The sequence below is a fragment of the Acinetobacter tibetensis genome (assembly GCF_023824315.1).
GTDB lineage: Bacteria > Pseudomonadota > Gammaproteobacteria > Pseudomonadales > Moraxellaceae > Acinetobacter > Acinetobacter tibetensis.
This window is the reverse complement of record NZ_CP098732.1, coordinates 1,446,120-1,463,929: the sequence shown is the minus strand read 5'-3', so window position 1 is coordinate 1,463,929 and position 17,810 is coordinate 1,446,120. Positions and strand designations below refer to the sequence as shown.

The following is a 17,810-nucleotide window of genomic DNA, read 5'->3' as shown; positions in this document are numbered from 1 at the left end:
ACTGCTTTTTACATTTTCAAATTTGGTTATTGAATCAAAACCCTGTTTCCAGTCTGTTGTAAATTACCTGTATATTTGGGTTCAAGTGAAGGGTTACTTGGATAACTTCGACCATTAAATTTTAGAATGACTTGTCCTGAACCACGTGAATAAACTGACAAATCTGACCAACCTTGTGTCTTGCTATTTAAAACCACAATAGGTACATCAGTTACGGTCATTTTACTGTGGGGTTGAAATTTCTCACGACTCATGCCCTGAAAAACCAATACTGTACATCCGCCTGAACCACACCAGTTTGTACCTTTCAACATCACAACCGCATCTTGAATACCATCTTGATTCAAATCATAGAATGCGTACTGATATAAAGGCTGCTCCTGAAGAGACAAATAGACAGCTTGTTTGAGCGCATGCAGCATCGTTTCGTCACCAGCCAAATTTGTTGTAGAAATCGGTGGTGATGGTGTTTCTGTATTTTCAATGGGAGCAGTTGAACTACATCCCACAACTAGACCACTCAGCAGTGTACATAGAAAAAGATGAATTTTCATAACAGCGAATCTCTTATAGCTGTTTCAATGTTCATTTTAAAATAGTCAATGGAACAGCCGCGTTTTTATATGTTAACAACCTCAAGGCATTTCACTGTGGGGAACTGATGCTTTGAGTCTGCAAAACTTGGATGTGACCACACATCCGCCATCGGAATTTTCACATCGAGTGCTAAAGGCATTTTTTTAGGATTAAATTGCATCCGCCCTAACGACATTCCCCATGCAATCAGATCAACATCCAATGATATTTGATGAGATGGACGAACACGACCTGTATCAGCTTCCCATTGCTTTAATTGTGCAATAATTTGCTCAAGGTTTAATTTTGAATGTAATAGGCAAGCTGCATTCCAATAATCGGCTCCCACAGCATCACGGCATGGAATCACATAAATTTTGGAAAACTCAACTGTACCAAGCTCACATATCTGATGATAGGCATAACGAAAATTTTGCTGGGGATTAAGATTACTCGCCAGTGCTAAGGCGTAAATCGTTTCGGTGGCGTTCAATACGAATTCCTACAGAATTGGCTTCTGCAATAATGGCAGGCTTACGAATCGTAATTTTAATCGATTCTATCGCAGGGTAGGTAGAAAAAAGCGCATTAAGTACCAATTTTGCAGCATGTTCAATTAATTTAGGCTGAGCTTTTTGAATGACTTCGGCGGAAATGCTACAAATTTCAGCATAATTTAATGTGTCTTCAAGTTCATCCGAACTGGCTGCTACCTCTAAATTGGTATGAATCATCAAATCTAACATTAAAGGTTGAACGATCTGTCGCTCCCAATTGAAGCAACCCACCACAGTATTCACCTTTAAGCCTTCAATGACTATCGCATCCATAATATGATCCTTAAATTTCAAACTATTCATGGCTTAGGCACATTGCATTTTAACCATGAATAGCAGAGTAGAAATTTGAATATTAATTTTTCAACATCAAACTTGGATCAATAGTTTGCACCATTTGCAAACGCTGGTCTGCATAAATATCGGTATAAGGTGCTAGGACGCGCATAAATCGATCGAAATACAGCATTTGTTTGAACAATAAGGCAAAATCACGCGGGAAGCGAATACCATGACGCTCACCAACAGCAACCATGTCCATCATAATGTCATTTAAGTCCGCAGGATTAGAACTCAAAATTTCGTGTGGGTCTGCCAATAACACACCACTAAACAAGCGCTCTAAATCTGCAGCTAAAACCTGAGTATCAATAGCGACATCTGTCATACCCATTCCAAGCATACTTTCAGCCATCAGCGTATAGTTTGTTCTTTGTAGTGCATCCATAAATGCCATACAGGCTGTCCAAACCTCAGGTTTTAATTGCCCCACAATACCAAAATCAATAAAACCAATACGCCCATCTTCAAGCAGCATTAAATTACCTGCATGCAAATCCGCATGGAAGCTATTACACATCATGAGACTACCAAACCAAGTGTTCATTGCTGTAATAAGCACTTGCGATGGATCTTTAGAGTATTTTTTTACCACTTCAAAATCTGTCAAAGGGACGCCAAATAAACGTTGCATCGTCAAGACACGGCGGGTTGAAAATTGATGATAAACCTTTGGTGCAGTTGCCGCTTTGTTATTGGTCGCATTTAGATAATTGACAAAATCATCAATATTTTGCGCTTCTTCAATAAAGTCAACTTCGCGCACCATCCGCGTTTTAATTTCATCAACAATGTCTGCTAACGAAGCAAATTTAACTTTGGGTACTGCCTTTTCTAAAATTTTGGTCGCCCAATGCAATACATTCAAGTCGGTATATAGAATCGTTTCTACACCCGGTTTTTGAATCTTGAGCACAACATCTTCCCCTGTGACCAACTTTGCAGCATGTACTTGCGCAATTGATGCTGAAGCTAGTGGCTTTTCCTCAATTGAAGCAAAGATTTCATCTAAATTACGACCAGCAAACTCAGAAGCCAAAACCTGTTGAACATAACTAAACGGTAAGGACGGTGTCTGATCTAGACAGCCTTGAAATTCCTCGACAAATTCACGCGGAAATAACGAAGGGGTACTTGCAATAAACTGACCTAATTTAATATAAGTCGAACCTAAATCTTCAAAGGTTTCACGCATTAGCTTGGCATTACTGGGCTTCTCAGTGGCGTATTTAAAGCCCGCCTTTGCCGCAACAACTGCGGTTTCCCCCATACGGGCAACGGAACGCAGTCCATCTAGCCAGATATTATTTTTCATCATATTTAAATTTGGTTAAAAATGCATAGCGCAGAGTTTAACAAAAAATTAAGACTTTAAGGACGATCTTGCCTGACAGTCTGGACAATTTTGATCTTTCTCAAATGCCAAAATTCGTTGTTTCATACTTAAACCATCCCAGAGCAACAGTTTTTGCAGTAATGGCATACGGTTTAGCCCTAAATACAATAAAGCATGATGCGCTTGTAAACTGGCCATCACATTCGGGGTAGTCGAAAGTACGCCCGAATCTGCACAGCGTAGACTTTCATTGTCATGCTGCTCTTTAGGGAACAGACAGTTGTAACAAGCCGAATCCCCCTCCACCATGAATAACTGTCCTTGGAAACCAATGGCAGATGCACTAATCAAGGCAACATTCTGCTGTTTACAAATTTGGTTAACCAAATAACGCGTGGTGAAATTATCACAACCATCGAGCACTAAATCTTGTTCGCTGATCAATGATACGGCATTGGTTTCATCGAGTTTGGCAACATGATGTTCCACCCGAATATGCGGATTAATTTGAGCTAAACGTTTCGCCAAAATCTCAGCTTTATAAAAACCAATATCCAATTGAGTAAATGCAATTTGCCGCTGCAAATTACTCATTTCAATATGGTCTGCATCAATTAGGATAATTTTACCGACCCCTGCACGTGCCAATAACTCTGCAACCGTACAGCCAATTCCACCACACCCTACAATCAGAACATTGGCTAATTTTAGTTTTTCTTGCGCCTCTAAATCCCAACCGTCCAACAAGATCTGTCGGCTATATAAATGCATTTCTTCGTCTGTTAATTCCAGATCATTCTCAGATACCAAGTTCACTGTTCTTCCGTTGAGAGTTTTATATAACTACTGGGCGATTATAAGGGATAACTTGGCTTTGGCGACTAAGTATTATCACACTGAATATGTGATTTCTTCCATCCACTAAGCACCATTGAGTTAGAATATGAACAGTTACATGATTTAACTTCAGACGAATTTATATATTTCAGGTATGCTGGAATAAAACGTATAAATGTATAAAAGTCGCACTTTATGAAATTGTATTATTCTGCCTTTTTCGCATGTACTTTGGCCGCCGCATCTGTTTATATTTATGCTGCGCAACAAGACTCGACTTCATTTAATGTCAGCATTACCATTAAAGAAATGTGTAATATCAAAACAGCGAATGGAACAAACTTGGATTTTGGTACAGTCAATCGTACATCGAAGCCCAATATGCAAAGTACTCAACTTGCAGTAACGTGTACCCAAGGCACGCCTTATAACATTGCATTACAAAGTCAACGAAAAATGACCTCAAAAGAGGTAAATAACATGAGCATTCCTTACAACCTTTATCAAGATGCCAATCGTACAACCCTTTGGGGAGCTGAAACTCAAAATGCTTATCGCAATATAGGTACAGGTAGAACACAAACCCTGCCAGTGTGGGGCACAATAAATCAATCCGATACAGATGTACCTGCTGGGGTTTATAGTGACAAAGTCACTGCTGTGATTACCTATTAATAGGTTAAGGTTACTGTAATGGTGTCCTGATATTCACCCGGTGGAACACTCGAAGTACTTTGTGGAACTTTTCCATATATCTGAATGGTTTGTGCTCCATTCGTTCCCACACCCTGTGAAGTATTTGTACTACTCCAAGGCTGCTTATAAGTCACGTCTTGATAGAGTTGATAGGCAATGTAATCTACACCATTTCGCATACGGCGAGTTTTACCATCATAATTTAAACCTTGGTCCAAGCCTACTTTCCATGTTGTATTGAGTGGGCAAGACAGATTTACTGTTGTACTACTCGTAATACCTTTAGATAAATCATCAATATGACCAAAATTTAAATCTGAGGCTGTCATAAGGTTACAACTATTTTCATAGTTAGCAGTTACACTTAGGCTATTTGAAGTTTTATTCGAGGATTGTTTTGCCATCACATCTTCTGTAGTTGGCTGTTTCTCTTCGCTGAAGTCATACAATAACGTGACCGAAATATCATTATTATTCCTAAAACTACCGGCAGCCACATTTTGACCCGAATATACCCGTCCATATAAAGGCAAATCAAAGACTTTGCTGTTTTGATTGACCGATATGGTTTTATAAATGCACTGTAACGTTGATAAATCAGCTTTAGTATCAATACGCTTTGTTAAAGCAGCATCATAAAACAGGTCATAAGATAAGTAACTCTGTGGCCAAGTGGAATAATTAACCATCAAGCGTCTGTTATTGAGTAAACCCAATCCACCTGCTGTTGCATATGGGCACAATGCAACATTCACCGTTTGTTTATGTCCATATTGATTACACGTTACTTGCCAGTTGGTGTAATTACTTTTGCCTTTACTCGAAACGGAACCAAAATTTAAGGCAGGACCTGACAACCAGCAGCGTCCTGAAGCAGCTTGCGCTGAAGGGCTCAACAATGTCGCACCAACAATAATTATGACAGCAAATAGACCATATAAACCAAATGCACGAATTGTTGCTTTTTGAAAGAAAAGACTTAGCGACATTGTACGTTCCCCATATCCAGAAAGCCGTATTGTTGACTAAAATCTGGTAAAACCACCTTACAAACCTCTCCATCTTGTTCAACATAGAGTTGTTGAGATGAAGGGTTCTCAAGATAAATCATCCCGTCACGCCCCACAATCGTGTGTTCTGTTGATGCCAAATCTGGCAAAGTATCTTGTACCCAAACACGACTGCCCATTTTTAATGCTACACCGTGCAAATCAGTTGCACTCAATTGAACAGCACGCATTTTGTAAATTGGAAATTGAATCACCACACCGCTAGCGTTATATGGCACTGCATCTATACGCGTAGTTTCAATTTTATATTCCAATGGTAAATCTAAAGTATCAATCGAAATATCATTATGTTGATAGGGATTTAAAGTATCGATGAGCATTAAACCCTTTCGATTGGTTTTACCTACCACTCGATTTTCTAAACGAACTGGAATATCCGAAACACCGTCGGTTGAAACCACAGCAAAAGAGTTAAGCGATTGCCGCATTGGGAACACTGACTTCTCCATCATCACCAAACTGCCTCGAGCAGAACCGACCACCGTGGTGTAGTCTTCGTTATTAATCTTAGCGCTTTGTAAACCGACATCCCATTCACCCCTCTGCGTTTCACGCTGAATCTGCCCTTGCAAGCTATAGTTGTTGTTATCACTAAACTCAAGGTTCGACTGCCAACCCCAATCATCTTCGTTCTGTATTGCTGTTTTACGAATATTGGCAGAAAACTTATTCTGATCTGTGTCCTGTTGCGCATTTAAAGTGGCATTGGTTTGACGATCTAGCGGTATATTTAAAGACAGAAAAAAGGTATTTTCTTGCTCGTTTAAATTTCGGGTCATATTCAAAGTTAAATATTTTTTGGAAGGAAAATAATATGACCAGTTAAAAACCAAATATTCATTTTCAGAATTCTGATTTTTTTGTGCTACATAGCTCCCACCAAATTGACCATAATCTGTATTTACACCCAAAAAAGCGTGATCTGACTGTTTAACATAACCATAACCTAGAGCGCTTGCTAAATCACCGAAATCTCCATCGCTTTGTTGATGCTGTAGAGAAAAATTGACATAAGGATTATTCCATTCATAACCTATAGCATATGATTGCCCCAGTTTTTGGTTTAATTCACTAGAGCTATAAGCCCCATTGATTAAACCCCAACTATTTGGTAAACGATGCAAAATACCTAATCCCACCAAAGTAACATCACTTGAATATTCGGCATGACTCTCAATAGTCGTATTATTGCTTAAACCATGTCGCAATGTTGCATTGACAACAGGTTCATCCCCATAGCTAAATGATTTAACTGCATAATCAAGTTTATTAATCCCTAAATTAACCTCCCAATCAGATAAGCCTTTTTGCAACAATTGCGAAGTTCCAAACAATGAGAAATTCACGACGCGCTGCTGACCATTTAAATCAGTAATCAAAAGCTGCGCATTGCCTGCCCCAGTTATAGAGGGTGATGCTTGTATATCAAATTGCCCAGGAAGCACATCACTGGTGCTTTGTTGTATACCATTAATTAATAAATCGACTGTCGAAGGTACAAGCACAGAACCTTTAAAAGACTCCAGTGGTGATGTGACTTGATAAGGTTGTAAATTGAAATTTTTAGCTATTTTTATTCCCGAAATACGCGTTGAACGTGTCCACTCTAAAGCACGGGATTGGCTATCACCTACTGTCAAAGTAATTGCTTGATCAGCAAAATCTTTTTGCCAATAGGTATCTAGAATTTGGCTTGAAAGTTCATTGGTCGTTTTAGTTTTTGTATAAACATGATTGGCAGAAATACTGAATATATTCCCTGTCCCCACACCAAATAACCGCAACTCATTCCATCCACTTAAAGACCAGACATCTTCAGTGGCTTGAGAATAAAGATCATAATTAAACAATAGACCTGGCTTAATCTGCGCAGGATTGACTTTGGCAGGGGGAATTTGCTCATAACCTGAGGTCGTATTTGCCTGCAAAACTTCCATAGGTACGGTTAAGTCAATATGCTGCTCTGCTGAATTATAGTGATAAGTGAGCCCTTTAATTTGGGATAAAGCAACAAAACCTGTGTGACCCAAAGCATCCGCAGCGTGAATGCTTAACTGTAATTCCTGTAGTGTTTCTCGAGAAATTAATAAATCTTGCGGTGTCTGAATAAAATGTCCGTAGACTGAACTAGATGCTTGATTCAATACCACACTTAAATAGAGTTCTTGTTGATCAACAACATCGGAACTAGGCTGAGGTATCTCATTTGCCAGAGTGGCTTGTACATATAATGAAGAAGTACATAACAGTGCTCGACATAGAGCACGACGGTAAACAAATTTGTTCATCACCAATTATGGAATGGGTAATGTCTGAGCTAAACCATCTGTATTTATTCGCGCTTCAAACTTACCTTTGGGCTGCATTTGTGTATGAAATGGAATATTCCACTGCATGGTTTGACCATTCAGAACATATCCTACCAAACCCTGAATTAACGGAATTTTTTCACCATTTGGGTTGATATAATTTAATTCACTTAAGCGAATATGGCTTTTACCATTATTCTGAACACTAAGCTTCTGATTATTATAATTAAAGATCACTTGATTCAGTGAAGTTAAGCCACTTTTAGATGGTGTAATTTCTGTCGATTGAACAAATACAGGAATAGAATATTGCAATAAAAGTTGCAATCCAGTTTGTTGATGATCATGACTCGAGTTCGGAAGTTCATCAATCAGTAATCGATAAGTCTGCTCTTTCGCTGTATTCTGCACATTCATGCTTAATACACGAATCAATTGACGATCGCCTGCTTTTATTTCAGTAATTGAAGGGCTGGCGACCAAATCTCTTGAAGCCTTTAGCTGGTCTTTTCCTGCTTCTTGTGTCCAACTGAGCACTCGTGTTTGTGCACGAATCGGTTGATCACTGGTATTGGTTAACCAAATCTCTTTGGCTTTTTCACCTGTGGAAAATGTCACTGAAATAGGTGAAACCTGCAAACTCGCAGCAGAAAGATTGAATGAACAAAGTGAAACAATCGCAGCACAAATACTTGGAATAAATTTGTTCATATATTGCGTCACTCTGTTTATTGCACTTCTACTTAGTAAGTTACAGTCGCAACCACTGTATCTACATAGTTACCCGCTTCAACGTTCGTATCGCCTGCCAATTTAGCATAGACAGGAATGGTTTGGTCTTTACCACTACCAGTTTTAGAAAGTAAGTTTGTTGTGTCCCATTCTGTTGTACGTGCTGCATCTTGATATAGCTTATACGGCACTTTACTTGCTGAAGTACCGTTAGTATTACTCATAGCACCCGTACCTGCTAAAGCAATTTTATAAGGTGTATTTAATGTACACGTCAGATTTAATTGACCTTTTGCTGTGCTGCCAATCTTTGTTGATCGATCTACAGCATTAAATTCAACATCATCTTTAGAAGTAAATTTACAAGATTCATTCACAGTAATCTTGACTTGAAACTGAGTTGTATCAGTCCCTGCAGCATGTGCAGCAATAGAAGAAAATGCAAAAGTAGCAATAACTGAAGAAAGAATGATTTTTTTCATAAACAACCCCAAAAAAGTGACTTATGACACAGTTATACAAGAATGCTTGGCATTATATCGCTCATTTATTGTCTGTAAAGGCTTTTTACAAATTTTAACCACATGAAAAATATCTTTTAAATTCCCAAAAAAAGTCATTGATATAAAAAAACGCCCCGAAGGGCGCAAGAGCAAAATTAACTTAGTTTAAAAAGTATTAACATGCGCGTTGTATTTGCTGCAACGCAATCTCTTGTTGTTTTAAAAGATTACGTTGGATTTTACCGCTCGATGTTTTAGGTAGGTTTTCTACAAATTCAATTTCTTTTGGATAAGCATGTTTCGATAAGCGAGATCGGACATATTGCTGTAGTTTTTGATTCAGATGTTCATTTGCCTGATATTGTGGTTTCAAGACAACAAAGGCTTTCACAATTTCGGTACGCTCTGGATCTGGTTTGCCAATCACAGCAGACTCTAGAACTTCCTCACACTCTAATAATGTACTTTCCACATCAAAAGGCCCCACACGATAGCCTGACGTTGTAATTACATCATCATCACGACCAATAAAATCTATACCACCGAACTCATTCAGTTGAACCATATCACCCGTCAAATAATAGTTCCCTACAAAAGATTTACGATTCTGCCCATCATAGCCCTTAAACCAGAATAAATCGGATTCAGAACAGTCGATTGCCAAAGTCCCCACCTCTCCCTGTTTTACTTCCTGATGCTGTGCATTCAGGACTGCGAAGCGATGCCCAGGGATGGCAAAGCCCGCAGAACCCACTTTTTTCGGATGTGCTAATGCATGATGATTCGCAATGACCATTCCAAGTTCTGTTTGGCCATATTGATCATAAATATTGACGTCTAAATCATGGTTAAACCAATGAATCACTTCTGGCGTTAGTGGTTCACCTGCACTACTCACCACACGTAAATGTTGTTTAATTGACGCATTAAATTTCTCTTTGAATCCAAAGAACATTCGAAAAGCAGTCGGTGAACCCGTCAAATTAGAAACTTTATGTTTTTGAATTACTTCAATGGCTTGATCTACATTAAATGCGCGCTCATCCATAATAATGCTATGACCTAAACTGAGCGGACCTGTAATGCCATAATACAAACCATAAGCCCAACCTGGATCTGCCAGATTCCAAAAAGAATCTTCTTCACGCAAATCTACAGCATGAGTCATATATCCTTTAAAGGCTAAAATTGCACGTAATGGTACTGGAACCGATTTCGCCAAACCTGTAGTACCGGAAGTAAACATCATCAAAAAATCATCATCAAAATGCCGCATTACCGCAGGACATTCTGCATCTTCCGCATTAAGTTCTTGCCAGAAATCTGGATCGGTTTTAAGGCTGTGTTTATCACGATGTACAGTCAAAATTTGAGCAATATGGATATGATTCAGCTTAGACCGTTGTTCAGAATTGGTGACTATTAATTTTGTTTTAGCAACCTCAATACGATGCTCAATTGCCTTAGACTCAAATGCAGTAAATAAAGGCTGATAAATTGCACCAATACGCCAAGTCGCTAACACAGTAATCAGTAGCTCAGGGGTTCGTGGCAAAAGCCCTGCAATACAATCACCTGCCTGAATTCCAGATTGCAGGAAATAGTTTGCCAATTTACCTGAAGCTTCATTTAACTGCTCAAAGCTCCAACGCTGTGATTCACCTTGTTTACCTTCCCAGATTAAAGCCGTTTTATGTTGTCCTAAATAACGTGCACAACATTCAACATAAGCATTTAGGGCTTGCGGAGTTCCAACTAAATGATCTTGAATTGCTTTTTCAAGACTAAATTCTTGATGGGCTTCTACTAACGTCTTCATGACTTGAACCTCTTCCTGATACAAAGCATCTCGCCTTGTTGCTTAGCTTTTATTGTTTTCCACAATCTGTTCTAAAATTGGGTGATCTGTACTTAGCTAATCATGCCTTGAGGGATGCATCAATTTCCAAATCCATCAATCTGATTGCTGTTTTATGCACATTGAGAACACAACGTCTCAATGTGCGAATCTGTTTTAACCTTGAGTAATCTCTCGGGCAATCAACAGTCTTTGTATATCGGATGCACCTTCATAAATTTGGCTAACACGCACATCTCGATAAATACGTTCCACTGGAAAATCATTTACATAGCCATAGCCGCCATAAATTTGAATCGCGTCGGAACAGACTCTTTCTGCCATAGTAGATGCAAACAATTTGGCCATTGAGGCTTCTTTTAAACAGGGCTGTCCAGCATCTTTTAAACTTGCAGCATGCAAAATCAATTGTCGTGCTGCTTCAATTTGTGTTGCCATGTCTGCTAAACGGAAAGCCACAGCTTGATGCTGTACCAACTCCACTCCAAAAGCCTTACGTTCATTGGCGTATTCAATGGCCGAATCTAAAGCCGCGCGAGCCATACCAACTGACTGCGCCGCAATTCCAATACGCCCCGATTCTAAATTGGATAATGCAATCTTGTAGCCTTGACCTTCTTCACCCAATATATTTTCCACAGGAATTCGGCAATCCTCAAACACAATAGTAGCTGTGTCTGAACAATGCTGCCCCATTTTTTCCTCAATTCGCGACACGATATACCCCGGGGTATCCGTTGGTACAAGGAAGCAAGAAATGCCTTTTTTCCCTGCGGACTTATCCGTCACAGCAAAAACTATTGCTAACTGCGCATGCTTGCCTGTCGTAATAAACTGCTTTGTTCCATTCAAAACCCATGTATCACCATCACGCTCTGCACGACATTGCAATGCCCCAGCATCAGAGCCTGCCTGCGGCTCAGTTAAGCAAAAGCAGCCTAACCACTCTCCTGTTGCCAATTTTGCTAGATATTTCTGCTTTTGTTGTTCCGTACCATATTTGTAGGTAATGCCACATGGCAATGAGTTTTGAACACTAACAATTGTAGAAATTGCACCATCACCCGCAGCAATTTCTTCAAGAGCCAAGACCAGTGAGACATAATCCAGACCTGCACCACCCCATTCTGGCGGTATAGTCATACCCAACGCACCGAGTTCACCTAACTGCTTTAACTCTTCGGCAGGAAATTGCCCAGTTCTATCACGTTCAGCCGCAGTGGGTTTCAGTTGTGTCTGCGAAAAATCGCGCAGCATCTCCTGAACCATTTTTTGTTCATCATTTAAAATCATGTAAATACTCTTATCAATTTTCTATTCTTTCTTTTGCACATCCAAATTGTGCAAACTTATTATCTATACACGTATTTAGCTTTATTTCGGTGCCATACGAATCGCACCATCTAGACGAATGACTTCACCATTCAAATACGTATTTTCCACAATGTGCCCAACCAGACTTGCAAATTCTTCAGGTTTGGCTAAACGCGGTGGAAACGGCACCATTTGTCCCAAAGCATCTTGCACGTTTTGTGGCATACCTTTAAGCATCGGGGTTTCCATAATGCCGGGTGCAATTGTCATTACACGTATCGCGTTACGCGCCAGTTCACGTGCAAGCGGTAGAGTCATAGCAACAATTGCACCCTTTGATGCTGAATAAGCTGCTTGACCAATTTGACCATCGTATGCGGCAACCGAGGCTGTATTAATAATCACGCCTCGATCTTCTTCATCATTTTTCAATTCATACTTCGCCATCAATTCCGCAGCAAAACGAATCATGTTAAAGCTACCACTAACATTGACATCTAAAACTTTCTGAAACATTGCTAAGTCATGTAAACCATCGCGTCCCAAAACTTTTGCTGACGGCGCAATGCCAGCACAGTTCACCAAGCCATTCAGTTGACCAAAATCTTGCTCTACATTTAAAAAGAAAGATTTCACGGTTTGTTCATTGGTGACATCTAAAGGATAGAACTTCGCGTTTTCCCCTAAATGTTGTTTTAAGGCATAGCCTAGTTCTTGATTCATATCAACAAAAGCAACACGAGCACCGGCATGAACCAGATATTTAACTGTGGCAGCACCTAAACCTGAAGCACCACCTGTAACCACAAAAACTTTATTTTGAATTTTCATTTCCCTGTCCTATCTTTTTGAAAGTTCATACTCGACTTTAGCTTCAGAGTAAACACAGTCAAGCTTGAGTACAATTTCCAAATATTGCATTATTAATGATGGATTTGGACAGTGGAATGTCCAACGATTTGGATTTTTACATGCGCGAACCACAATTAAATTTCGATAAAGGCAGTATTTCGATGAGTTTGGTACAGGAAGCTGTACTTTCTGCGCATCATCAAGGACTCAATATTCAGGAAATCTTACACAGTGCAGGGATTCCCGCAGAATTAATGCAATCCAATAAAGCCCGTGTATCTATTTCACAATATGCACAACTTTGGATTGAACTGGCTAATCGTATGAACGATGAGTTTTTTGGTATGGATCACCATGCTTTACGGCGAGGTAGTTATCAATTTATTTCTAAAGCTGTTATTCAGAGTGAAACCGTTGAAAAAGCGCTGAAAGATATATTAAAGTTTTTTAATCTAGTTTTAGATGATTTCCAAAGTGAATTAATTCTTGAGCAGCATGTTGCACGTATTATTATTCATGATAAAAAGCAGCCAAAGCGCATGTTTAGTTATGCGACCTACCTGATGTTAATTCATACTTTAATGTGTTGGTTAGCCAGTCAACGTATTCCCCTCAATTCAATCCAACTTAAGTGTGAAAAACCTTTAACAGATGAAGATTACCATATTCGATTCTGTTCCAATATTGCCTATTCTACTCAGCAAAACGTCGTCGAGTTTGATCGAGACTATTTAAATATTAAAATTAAACAGGATAAAAAATCGTGGTATGAGTTCATTTCACAAACGCCACACAATCTCTTGGTTCGCTTTAAAAATCCACATGCGCTCAGTACCCAAGTACGTAAATATCTACTTCAAGCCCCACCCGCAGAATGGATTGAACTGAATGTACTGGCACAACAACTTAATATGTCAGAAGCAACCGTACGCCGCCGACTGAATAGTGAAGGCTGTAATTATCAACAATTAAAAAATGATATTCGTCGTGATACAGCAATAGAACTTTTAACTAAAACCGATAAACCCTTACATGAAATTAGCGATGAACTGAATTTTCATGACCCAAGTGCTTTTCATCGTGCCTTTAAAAAATGGACTGGACTGAGTCCAGGTGCTTATCGTCAATCTAAAGAATAAGCATGCTCACAGAGAAATGATAAAGCCATAGCTTTTTTTATTACTGCTCAGTCATCTAGATTGAATTGCAAATTGCGCCATATTAGTATATTTTTCACTCAACTCTAAAGCATAATTTTATGCTTATTTTCGGCTGTACCCCTCCTGTTTTATCACCTTAACTTAAAGGTAAACGTTATGTTTAAGATGATTGATGTACTAGATAAAAATCTCGTGCAAAATTTTACTCATTCTCTAAACTCCCCAACAGAATTGGATGAATTTTTTAGTCAAAGCCTACTCAATGTTTCAGAAGTTGAGCTACAAAATGTGATAGCCCAATTTTTTTCGCAACATGATGCAATGGCAAAAGCGAAGGCACTCGAACTCAGTGATGAAGCTATTCTGTGCTTGCGAACAGGTGAGAACCTGACTCAAGGCACAACGCTTACTCATACCTCTAAAATTGTCGCGCTCTGCTTGGCAGAAGAAATTGATGCTTTTTCCCAAGTTGAGATTTCCGAAATTTCGGTCGATTATTTAGTTTAGAATCGTATTTTAGACATTTCGGTCCATAAGAAAAGACGACTTTCATGTCGTCTTTTCTTATAAATGATTTCACTGTCTCTTGCACAGCACAGTTTGTCTATGGAACACTGTCGTTGTGATAGAGATGGTATAGATCAATGATTGTTCGAGATAAAAATAATAGTTTCAAATTACTTTTCGCATGGTCTGGCACCATACTTCCTAAAGTACTCCCTGCACTATTAATCGTCATATTGATTTCAGCGATTCTGGTTTATCTCTCTTCACATCAATACTTCACTATTCCTGCGGTTCCAGCAATTGGCTTTACCATTTTCGGTATCATCCTCTCTATCTTTTTAAGCTTCCGTAATAACGCCTGTTATGATCGTTGGTGGGAAGGACGTAAACTCTGGGGGGCATTAATTGCAAATTCACGTCATATCTCTCGTGATTCGCATGTTCTCAGTACTGAACGTCGCAATATTTTGATGTATCGCGTCATGTTATTTACTCACTTATTACGCGATCGTCTTAGAGCTCAACCTCAATCTTTCGAGTTTTATCACGATAAAGTGGATTTCAATTCAACACAGTTGCAACAACTCAGCAAAAAAATTAATGCTGCGCAATATGTGCTTGAAGCTATTCAAAAAGATTTAGTCCTCGCATTACGTAACGCAGAAATATCGGACATTATTTACAATAGTTTAAATCAGCATATTGTCGATTTAGGCAATATTCAGGCTGGATGCGATCGTATTTTAAGTACTCCTTTACCCTATTCATATTCAGTACTTTTACATCGTACCGTTTATTGTTTCTGCTTTATTTTACCCTTTAGCCTAGAAGCGAGTTTAGGCATTTGGACTCCAATTTTAGTGAGCTTGATTGCTTATTTATTTTTAGGTTTAGATGCACTGAGTGCACAAATTGAAGAGCCTTTTGGATTACAAGACAATGATCTGCCATTAAATTCAATTGTGCGTTTAATCGAACGAGAAATGTCAGAATCACTTGAAGTTGAATTACCTCCCGCAATTCAACCAATGAATCATAATTTAACTTAAGCCTTGTACCGTTTAGGACTCTGTAGCTTTCTTTAAAGTACCATCAACCACATTAAAAAAGCACAACCATTGGGTCGTGCTTTTTTAATTTTACAACTATAAAATGGGATAATTACTAAAGTTGCCCTAAAGTCACGCGGTCATTCCCACCGTAATCTTTGACTGTTTTGACTTCTTTAAAACCTGCCGCTTTAAAGATATTGCGCACTGCTTCACCTTGATCATAGCCATGCTCAAGTACAATCCAACCTTGTGCTGCTAGCCATTTTTTACCTTGCTGAATAATATGTTCAATATCCGCCAAGCCTTGTTTGTCCGCAACCAAAGCTCGTTCAGGTTCAGCAGCTAAATTCAGCATATGCTCATCTTTTGCATCAATATATGGTGGATTAGACACAATCACATCAAAATATTGACGATTCAACGCAGTAAACCAACTGCCTAAAAAGAATTTCACCTGTGTTAAATCATGCTTTTCGGCATTTTGCAGGGCAACTTCTAAAGTCGGTTCATAAATGTCTGTTGCAATGACAGACCAGTTTGGGCGCTCACTTGCCAATGATAATGCGATAGCACCCGTACCTGTTCCTAAATCCACAACACGTGTGTCTTCAGGCAAATCAAGACGCAAAACGGTTTCTACCAATACTTCAGTATCTGGACGAGGAACCAAAGTATCCTGAGTCACGATCAGGTCTAATGTCCAAAATGGTTGTGAACCCGTAACATAAGCCAAAGGTTCGCCCGCTGCGATACGTGCCAAACCATTCACATAGACTTGCTCTTGCTCTGCGGTGAGTTCTTGTGCGGATTTGAGGGATAAATCAAAAGCATCAATTTTTAGAATATGCTCAAGTAACCACGCATTCTCTTGACGCTCATAACTTTCCACTTCTCCACGTAAGGCTAATGCCTGTGCAATATTCATTAGCCACCATTTTGCTGTGCAAGCATCGCCAACTGATCTGCTTGATATTCACGATGCAAACTATCAAGCAATTCGTTTAAATCGCCTTCCATCACAGCATCCAACTTATATAAAGTTAAGTTGATACGATGGTCGGTCATACGACCTTGCGGATAGTTATAAGTCCGGATTCGTTCAGAACGATCACCCGAACCCACCAAATCGCGACGCATTTCAGAGGTTGCCGCATCTGCCGCAGCACGTTTGGCATTTTCTAAACGTGAAGCCAATAAAGCCATCGCTTTGGCTTTGTTTTTATGCTGTGAACGTTCTTCCTGACATTCCACCACAGTTCCTGTAGGAATGTGGGTAATACGAACTGCTGAATCGGTTTTGTTGATGTGCTGACCACCAGCGCCTGAAGCACGGTAGGTATCAATACGTAAATCTGACGCATTAATTTCAACCGTTGTATCGACATCAATTTCAGGCAAAATCGCAACAGTACACGCTGAAGTATGTACACGACCTTGTGACTCTGTCGCAGGGACACGTTGTACACGGTGAGCGCCACTTTCAAACTTCAAGCGACCATACACCCCTTCACCATTCACTAAGCAGATGACTTCTTTGTAACCACCGTGTTCGCCTTCATTTTCTGAAAGTACTTCAATACGCCAACCTTTCGATTCAGCATACTTGCTATACATACGGAATAAATCACCAGAGAAAATAGCAGCTTCATCACCGCCCGTTCCTGCACGGATTTCTAAATAGGCCGAATTCGCATCATTTGGATCTTTAGGAATCATCAAGATATTAAGATCAGCTTCGAGCTGTTCAATAATGGCTTTATTTTCCTTAATTTCTTCTTGAGCCATTTCTTTAAAATCTGGATCAGACAACATAGCATTTGCAGTTTCGATGTCTTCTTCTGCTTGTCTATACTTCGCCCAAACTTCTGTAATTTCACTTAAATCACTATGTTCGCGTGATAATTGACGAAAACGCTTATTATCCGAAATAACCTCAGCATCAGCCAATAGTGCTGTTAACTCTTCATGACGGTCAGAAAGCTGATCTAATCGCAAACGTAACGATTCTTTCATTGTTTAATCTATCTCAATAGCTCAAGCAGTCTAAATTAGGCTGCATAATTTCAAATTTGAGCATAGTTTACCGATTCTGCCCTTTAATTGACATATCTA

General features: G+C 39.3%; 18 protein-coding genes. 4 read left to right on the top strand and 14 right to left on the bottom strand.

All coding sequences use genetic code 11. The features are described 5' to 3' along the window. Positions 1-26: 26 nt before the first annotated feature. The 5 genes from M5E07_RS07150 to M5E07_RS07130 form a co-directional block, all read right to left on the bottom strand. Positions 27-554, bottom strand: a complete 528-nt coding sequence (locus M5E07_RS07150) for a COG3650 family protein (protein WP_252223374.1) — start codon at positions 552-554, stop codon at positions 27-29. Between the two features lie 65 nt (positions 555-619). Beyond that, complete coding sequence (locus M5E07_RS07145; protein WP_252223372.1) at positions 620-1,069, bottom strand: 2-amino-4-hydroxy-6-hydroxymethyldihydropteridine diphosphokinase; 450 nt, start codon at positions 1,067-1,069, stop codon at positions 620-622. Continuing rightward, positions 1,026-1,406 carry a dihydroneopterin aldolase gene (gene folB, locus M5E07_RS07140; RefSeq protein WP_252223370.1) on the bottom strand — a complete coding sequence of 127 codons (381 nt, stop codon included), beginning with the start codon at positions 1,404-1,406 and terminating at the stop codon, positions 1,026-1,028. Before folB ends, M5E07_RS07145 begins: the two co-directional genes overlap by 44 nt. An 82-nt stretch (positions 1,407-1,488) precedes the next feature. Beyond that, positions 1,489-2,787 carry an ABC1 kinase family protein gene (locus tag M5E07_RS07135; protein WP_252223732.1) on the bottom strand — a complete coding sequence of 433 codons (1,299 nt, stop codon included), beginning with the start codon at positions 2,785-2,787 and terminating at the stop codon, positions 1,489-1,491. Between the two features lie 48 nt (positions 2,788-2,835). After that, positions 2,836-3,579 carry a HesA/MoeB/ThiF family protein gene (locus tag M5E07_RS07130; protein WP_252223730.1) on the bottom strand — a complete coding sequence of 248 codons (744 nt, stop codon included), beginning with the start codon at positions 3,577-3,579 and terminating at the stop codon, positions 2,836-2,838. A 261-nt stretch (positions 3,580-3,840) separates the two neighbouring features. Here M5E07_RS07130 and M5E07_RS07125 point away from each other — a divergent pair, with 261 nt between their 5' ends. Further along, positions 3,841-4,320, top strand: a complete 480-nt coding sequence (locus tag M5E07_RS07125; protein ID WP_252223368.1) for a Csu type fimbrial protein — start codon at positions 3,841-3,843, stop codon at positions 4,318-4,320. Here M5E07_RS07125 and M5E07_RS07120 read toward each other — a convergent pair. The 7 genes from M5E07_RS07120 to M5E07_RS07090 form a co-directional block, all read right to left on the bottom strand. Next, positions 4,317-5,330 (bottom strand): Csu type fimbrial protein, encoded by a 1,014-nt coding sequence (locus tag M5E07_RS07120; RefSeq protein WP_252223366.1) that lies wholly within the window; start codon positions 5,328-5,330, stop codon positions 4,317-4,319. The two genes, M5E07_RS07125 and M5E07_RS07120, sit on opposite strands and share 4 nt — an antisense overlap. Further along, on the bottom strand, positions 5,321-7,699 hold the full coding sequence (locus M5E07_RS07115; RefSeq protein ID WP_252223364.1) for a fimbria/pilus outer membrane usher protein: 2,379 nt from the start codon (positions 7,697-7,699) through the stop codon (positions 5,321-5,323). The genes M5E07_RS07120 and M5E07_RS07115 overlap by 10 nt, the downstream gene beginning before the upstream one ends. Positions 7,700-7,705: 6 nt before the next feature. Next, a complete protein-coding gene (locus tag M5E07_RS07110) occupies positions 7,706-8,431 on the bottom strand; it encodes a fimbrial biogenesis chaperone (protein WP_252223357.1) in 726 nt (241 codons plus the stop codon). Between the two features lie 32 nt (positions 8,432-8,463). After that, positions 8,464-8,934, bottom strand: a complete 471-nt coding sequence (locus tag M5E07_RS07105) for a Csu type fimbrial protein (RefSeq protein WP_228157505.1) — start codon at positions 8,932-8,934, stop codon at positions 8,464-8,466. Between the two features lie 196 nt (positions 8,935-9,130). After that, positions 9,131-10,774 (bottom strand): AMP-binding protein, encoded by a 1,644-nt coding sequence (locus tag M5E07_RS07100; RefSeq protein ID WP_252223355.1) that lies wholly within the window; start codon positions 10,772-10,774, stop codon positions 9,131-9,133. A gap of 195 nt (positions 10,775-10,969) precedes the next feature. Next, positions 10,970-12,106 (bottom strand): acyl-CoA dehydrogenase, encoded by a 1,137-nt coding sequence (locus M5E07_RS07095; protein WP_252223354.1) that lies wholly within the window; start codon positions 12,104-12,106, stop codon positions 10,970-10,972. A gap of 81 nt (positions 12,107-12,187) precedes the next feature. Then, positions 12,188-12,958, bottom strand: coding sequence for a 3-hydroxyacyl-CoA dehydrogenase (locus M5E07_RS07090; RefSeq protein ID WP_252223352.1), 771 nt, complete (start codon positions 12,956-12,958; stop codon positions 12,188-12,190). Between the two features lie 140 nt (positions 12,959-13,098). Between M5E07_RS07090 and M5E07_RS07085 the strand changes: the two genes are divergently transcribed. From M5E07_RS07085 to M5E07_RS07075, 3 genes are all read left to right on the top strand, one after another. Further along, positions 13,099-14,118 (top strand): AraC family transcriptional regulator, encoded by a 1,020-nt coding sequence (locus tag M5E07_RS07085; RefSeq protein ID WP_252223350.1) that lies wholly within the window; start codon positions 13,099-13,101, stop codon positions 14,116-14,118. Positions 14,119-14,295: 177 nt separating this feature from the next. Further along, positions 14,296-14,646 (top strand): hypothetical protein, encoded by a 351-nt coding sequence (locus M5E07_RS07080; RefSeq protein WP_252223348.1) that lies wholly within the window; start codon positions 14,296-14,298, stop codon positions 14,644-14,646. 137 nt (positions 14,647-14,783) lie between these two features. Next, positions 14,784-15,695, top strand: a complete 912-nt coding sequence (locus tag M5E07_RS07075) for a bestrophin family protein (protein WP_252223346.1) — start codon at positions 14,784-14,786, stop codon at positions 15,693-15,695. A gap of 115 nt (positions 15,696-15,810) precedes the next feature. Here the strand turns inward: M5E07_RS07075 and prmC are convergent, their stop codons facing one another. Together prmC and prfA are read right to left on the bottom strand one after the other, a co-directional pair. Further along, positions 15,811-16,623, bottom strand: coding sequence for a peptide chain release factor N(5)-glutamine methyltransferase (gene prmC, locus M5E07_RS07070; protein WP_252223343.1), 813 nt, complete (start codon positions 16,621-16,623; stop codon positions 15,811-15,813). After that, complete coding sequence (gene prfA / locus M5E07_RS07065; protein WP_116759516.1) at positions 16,623-17,711, bottom strand: peptide chain release factor 1; 1,089 nt, start codon at positions 17,709-17,711, stop codon at positions 16,623-16,625. Before prfA ends, prmC begins: the two co-directional genes overlap by 1 nt. Between the last annotated feature and the right edge of the window lie 99 nt (positions 17,712-17,810).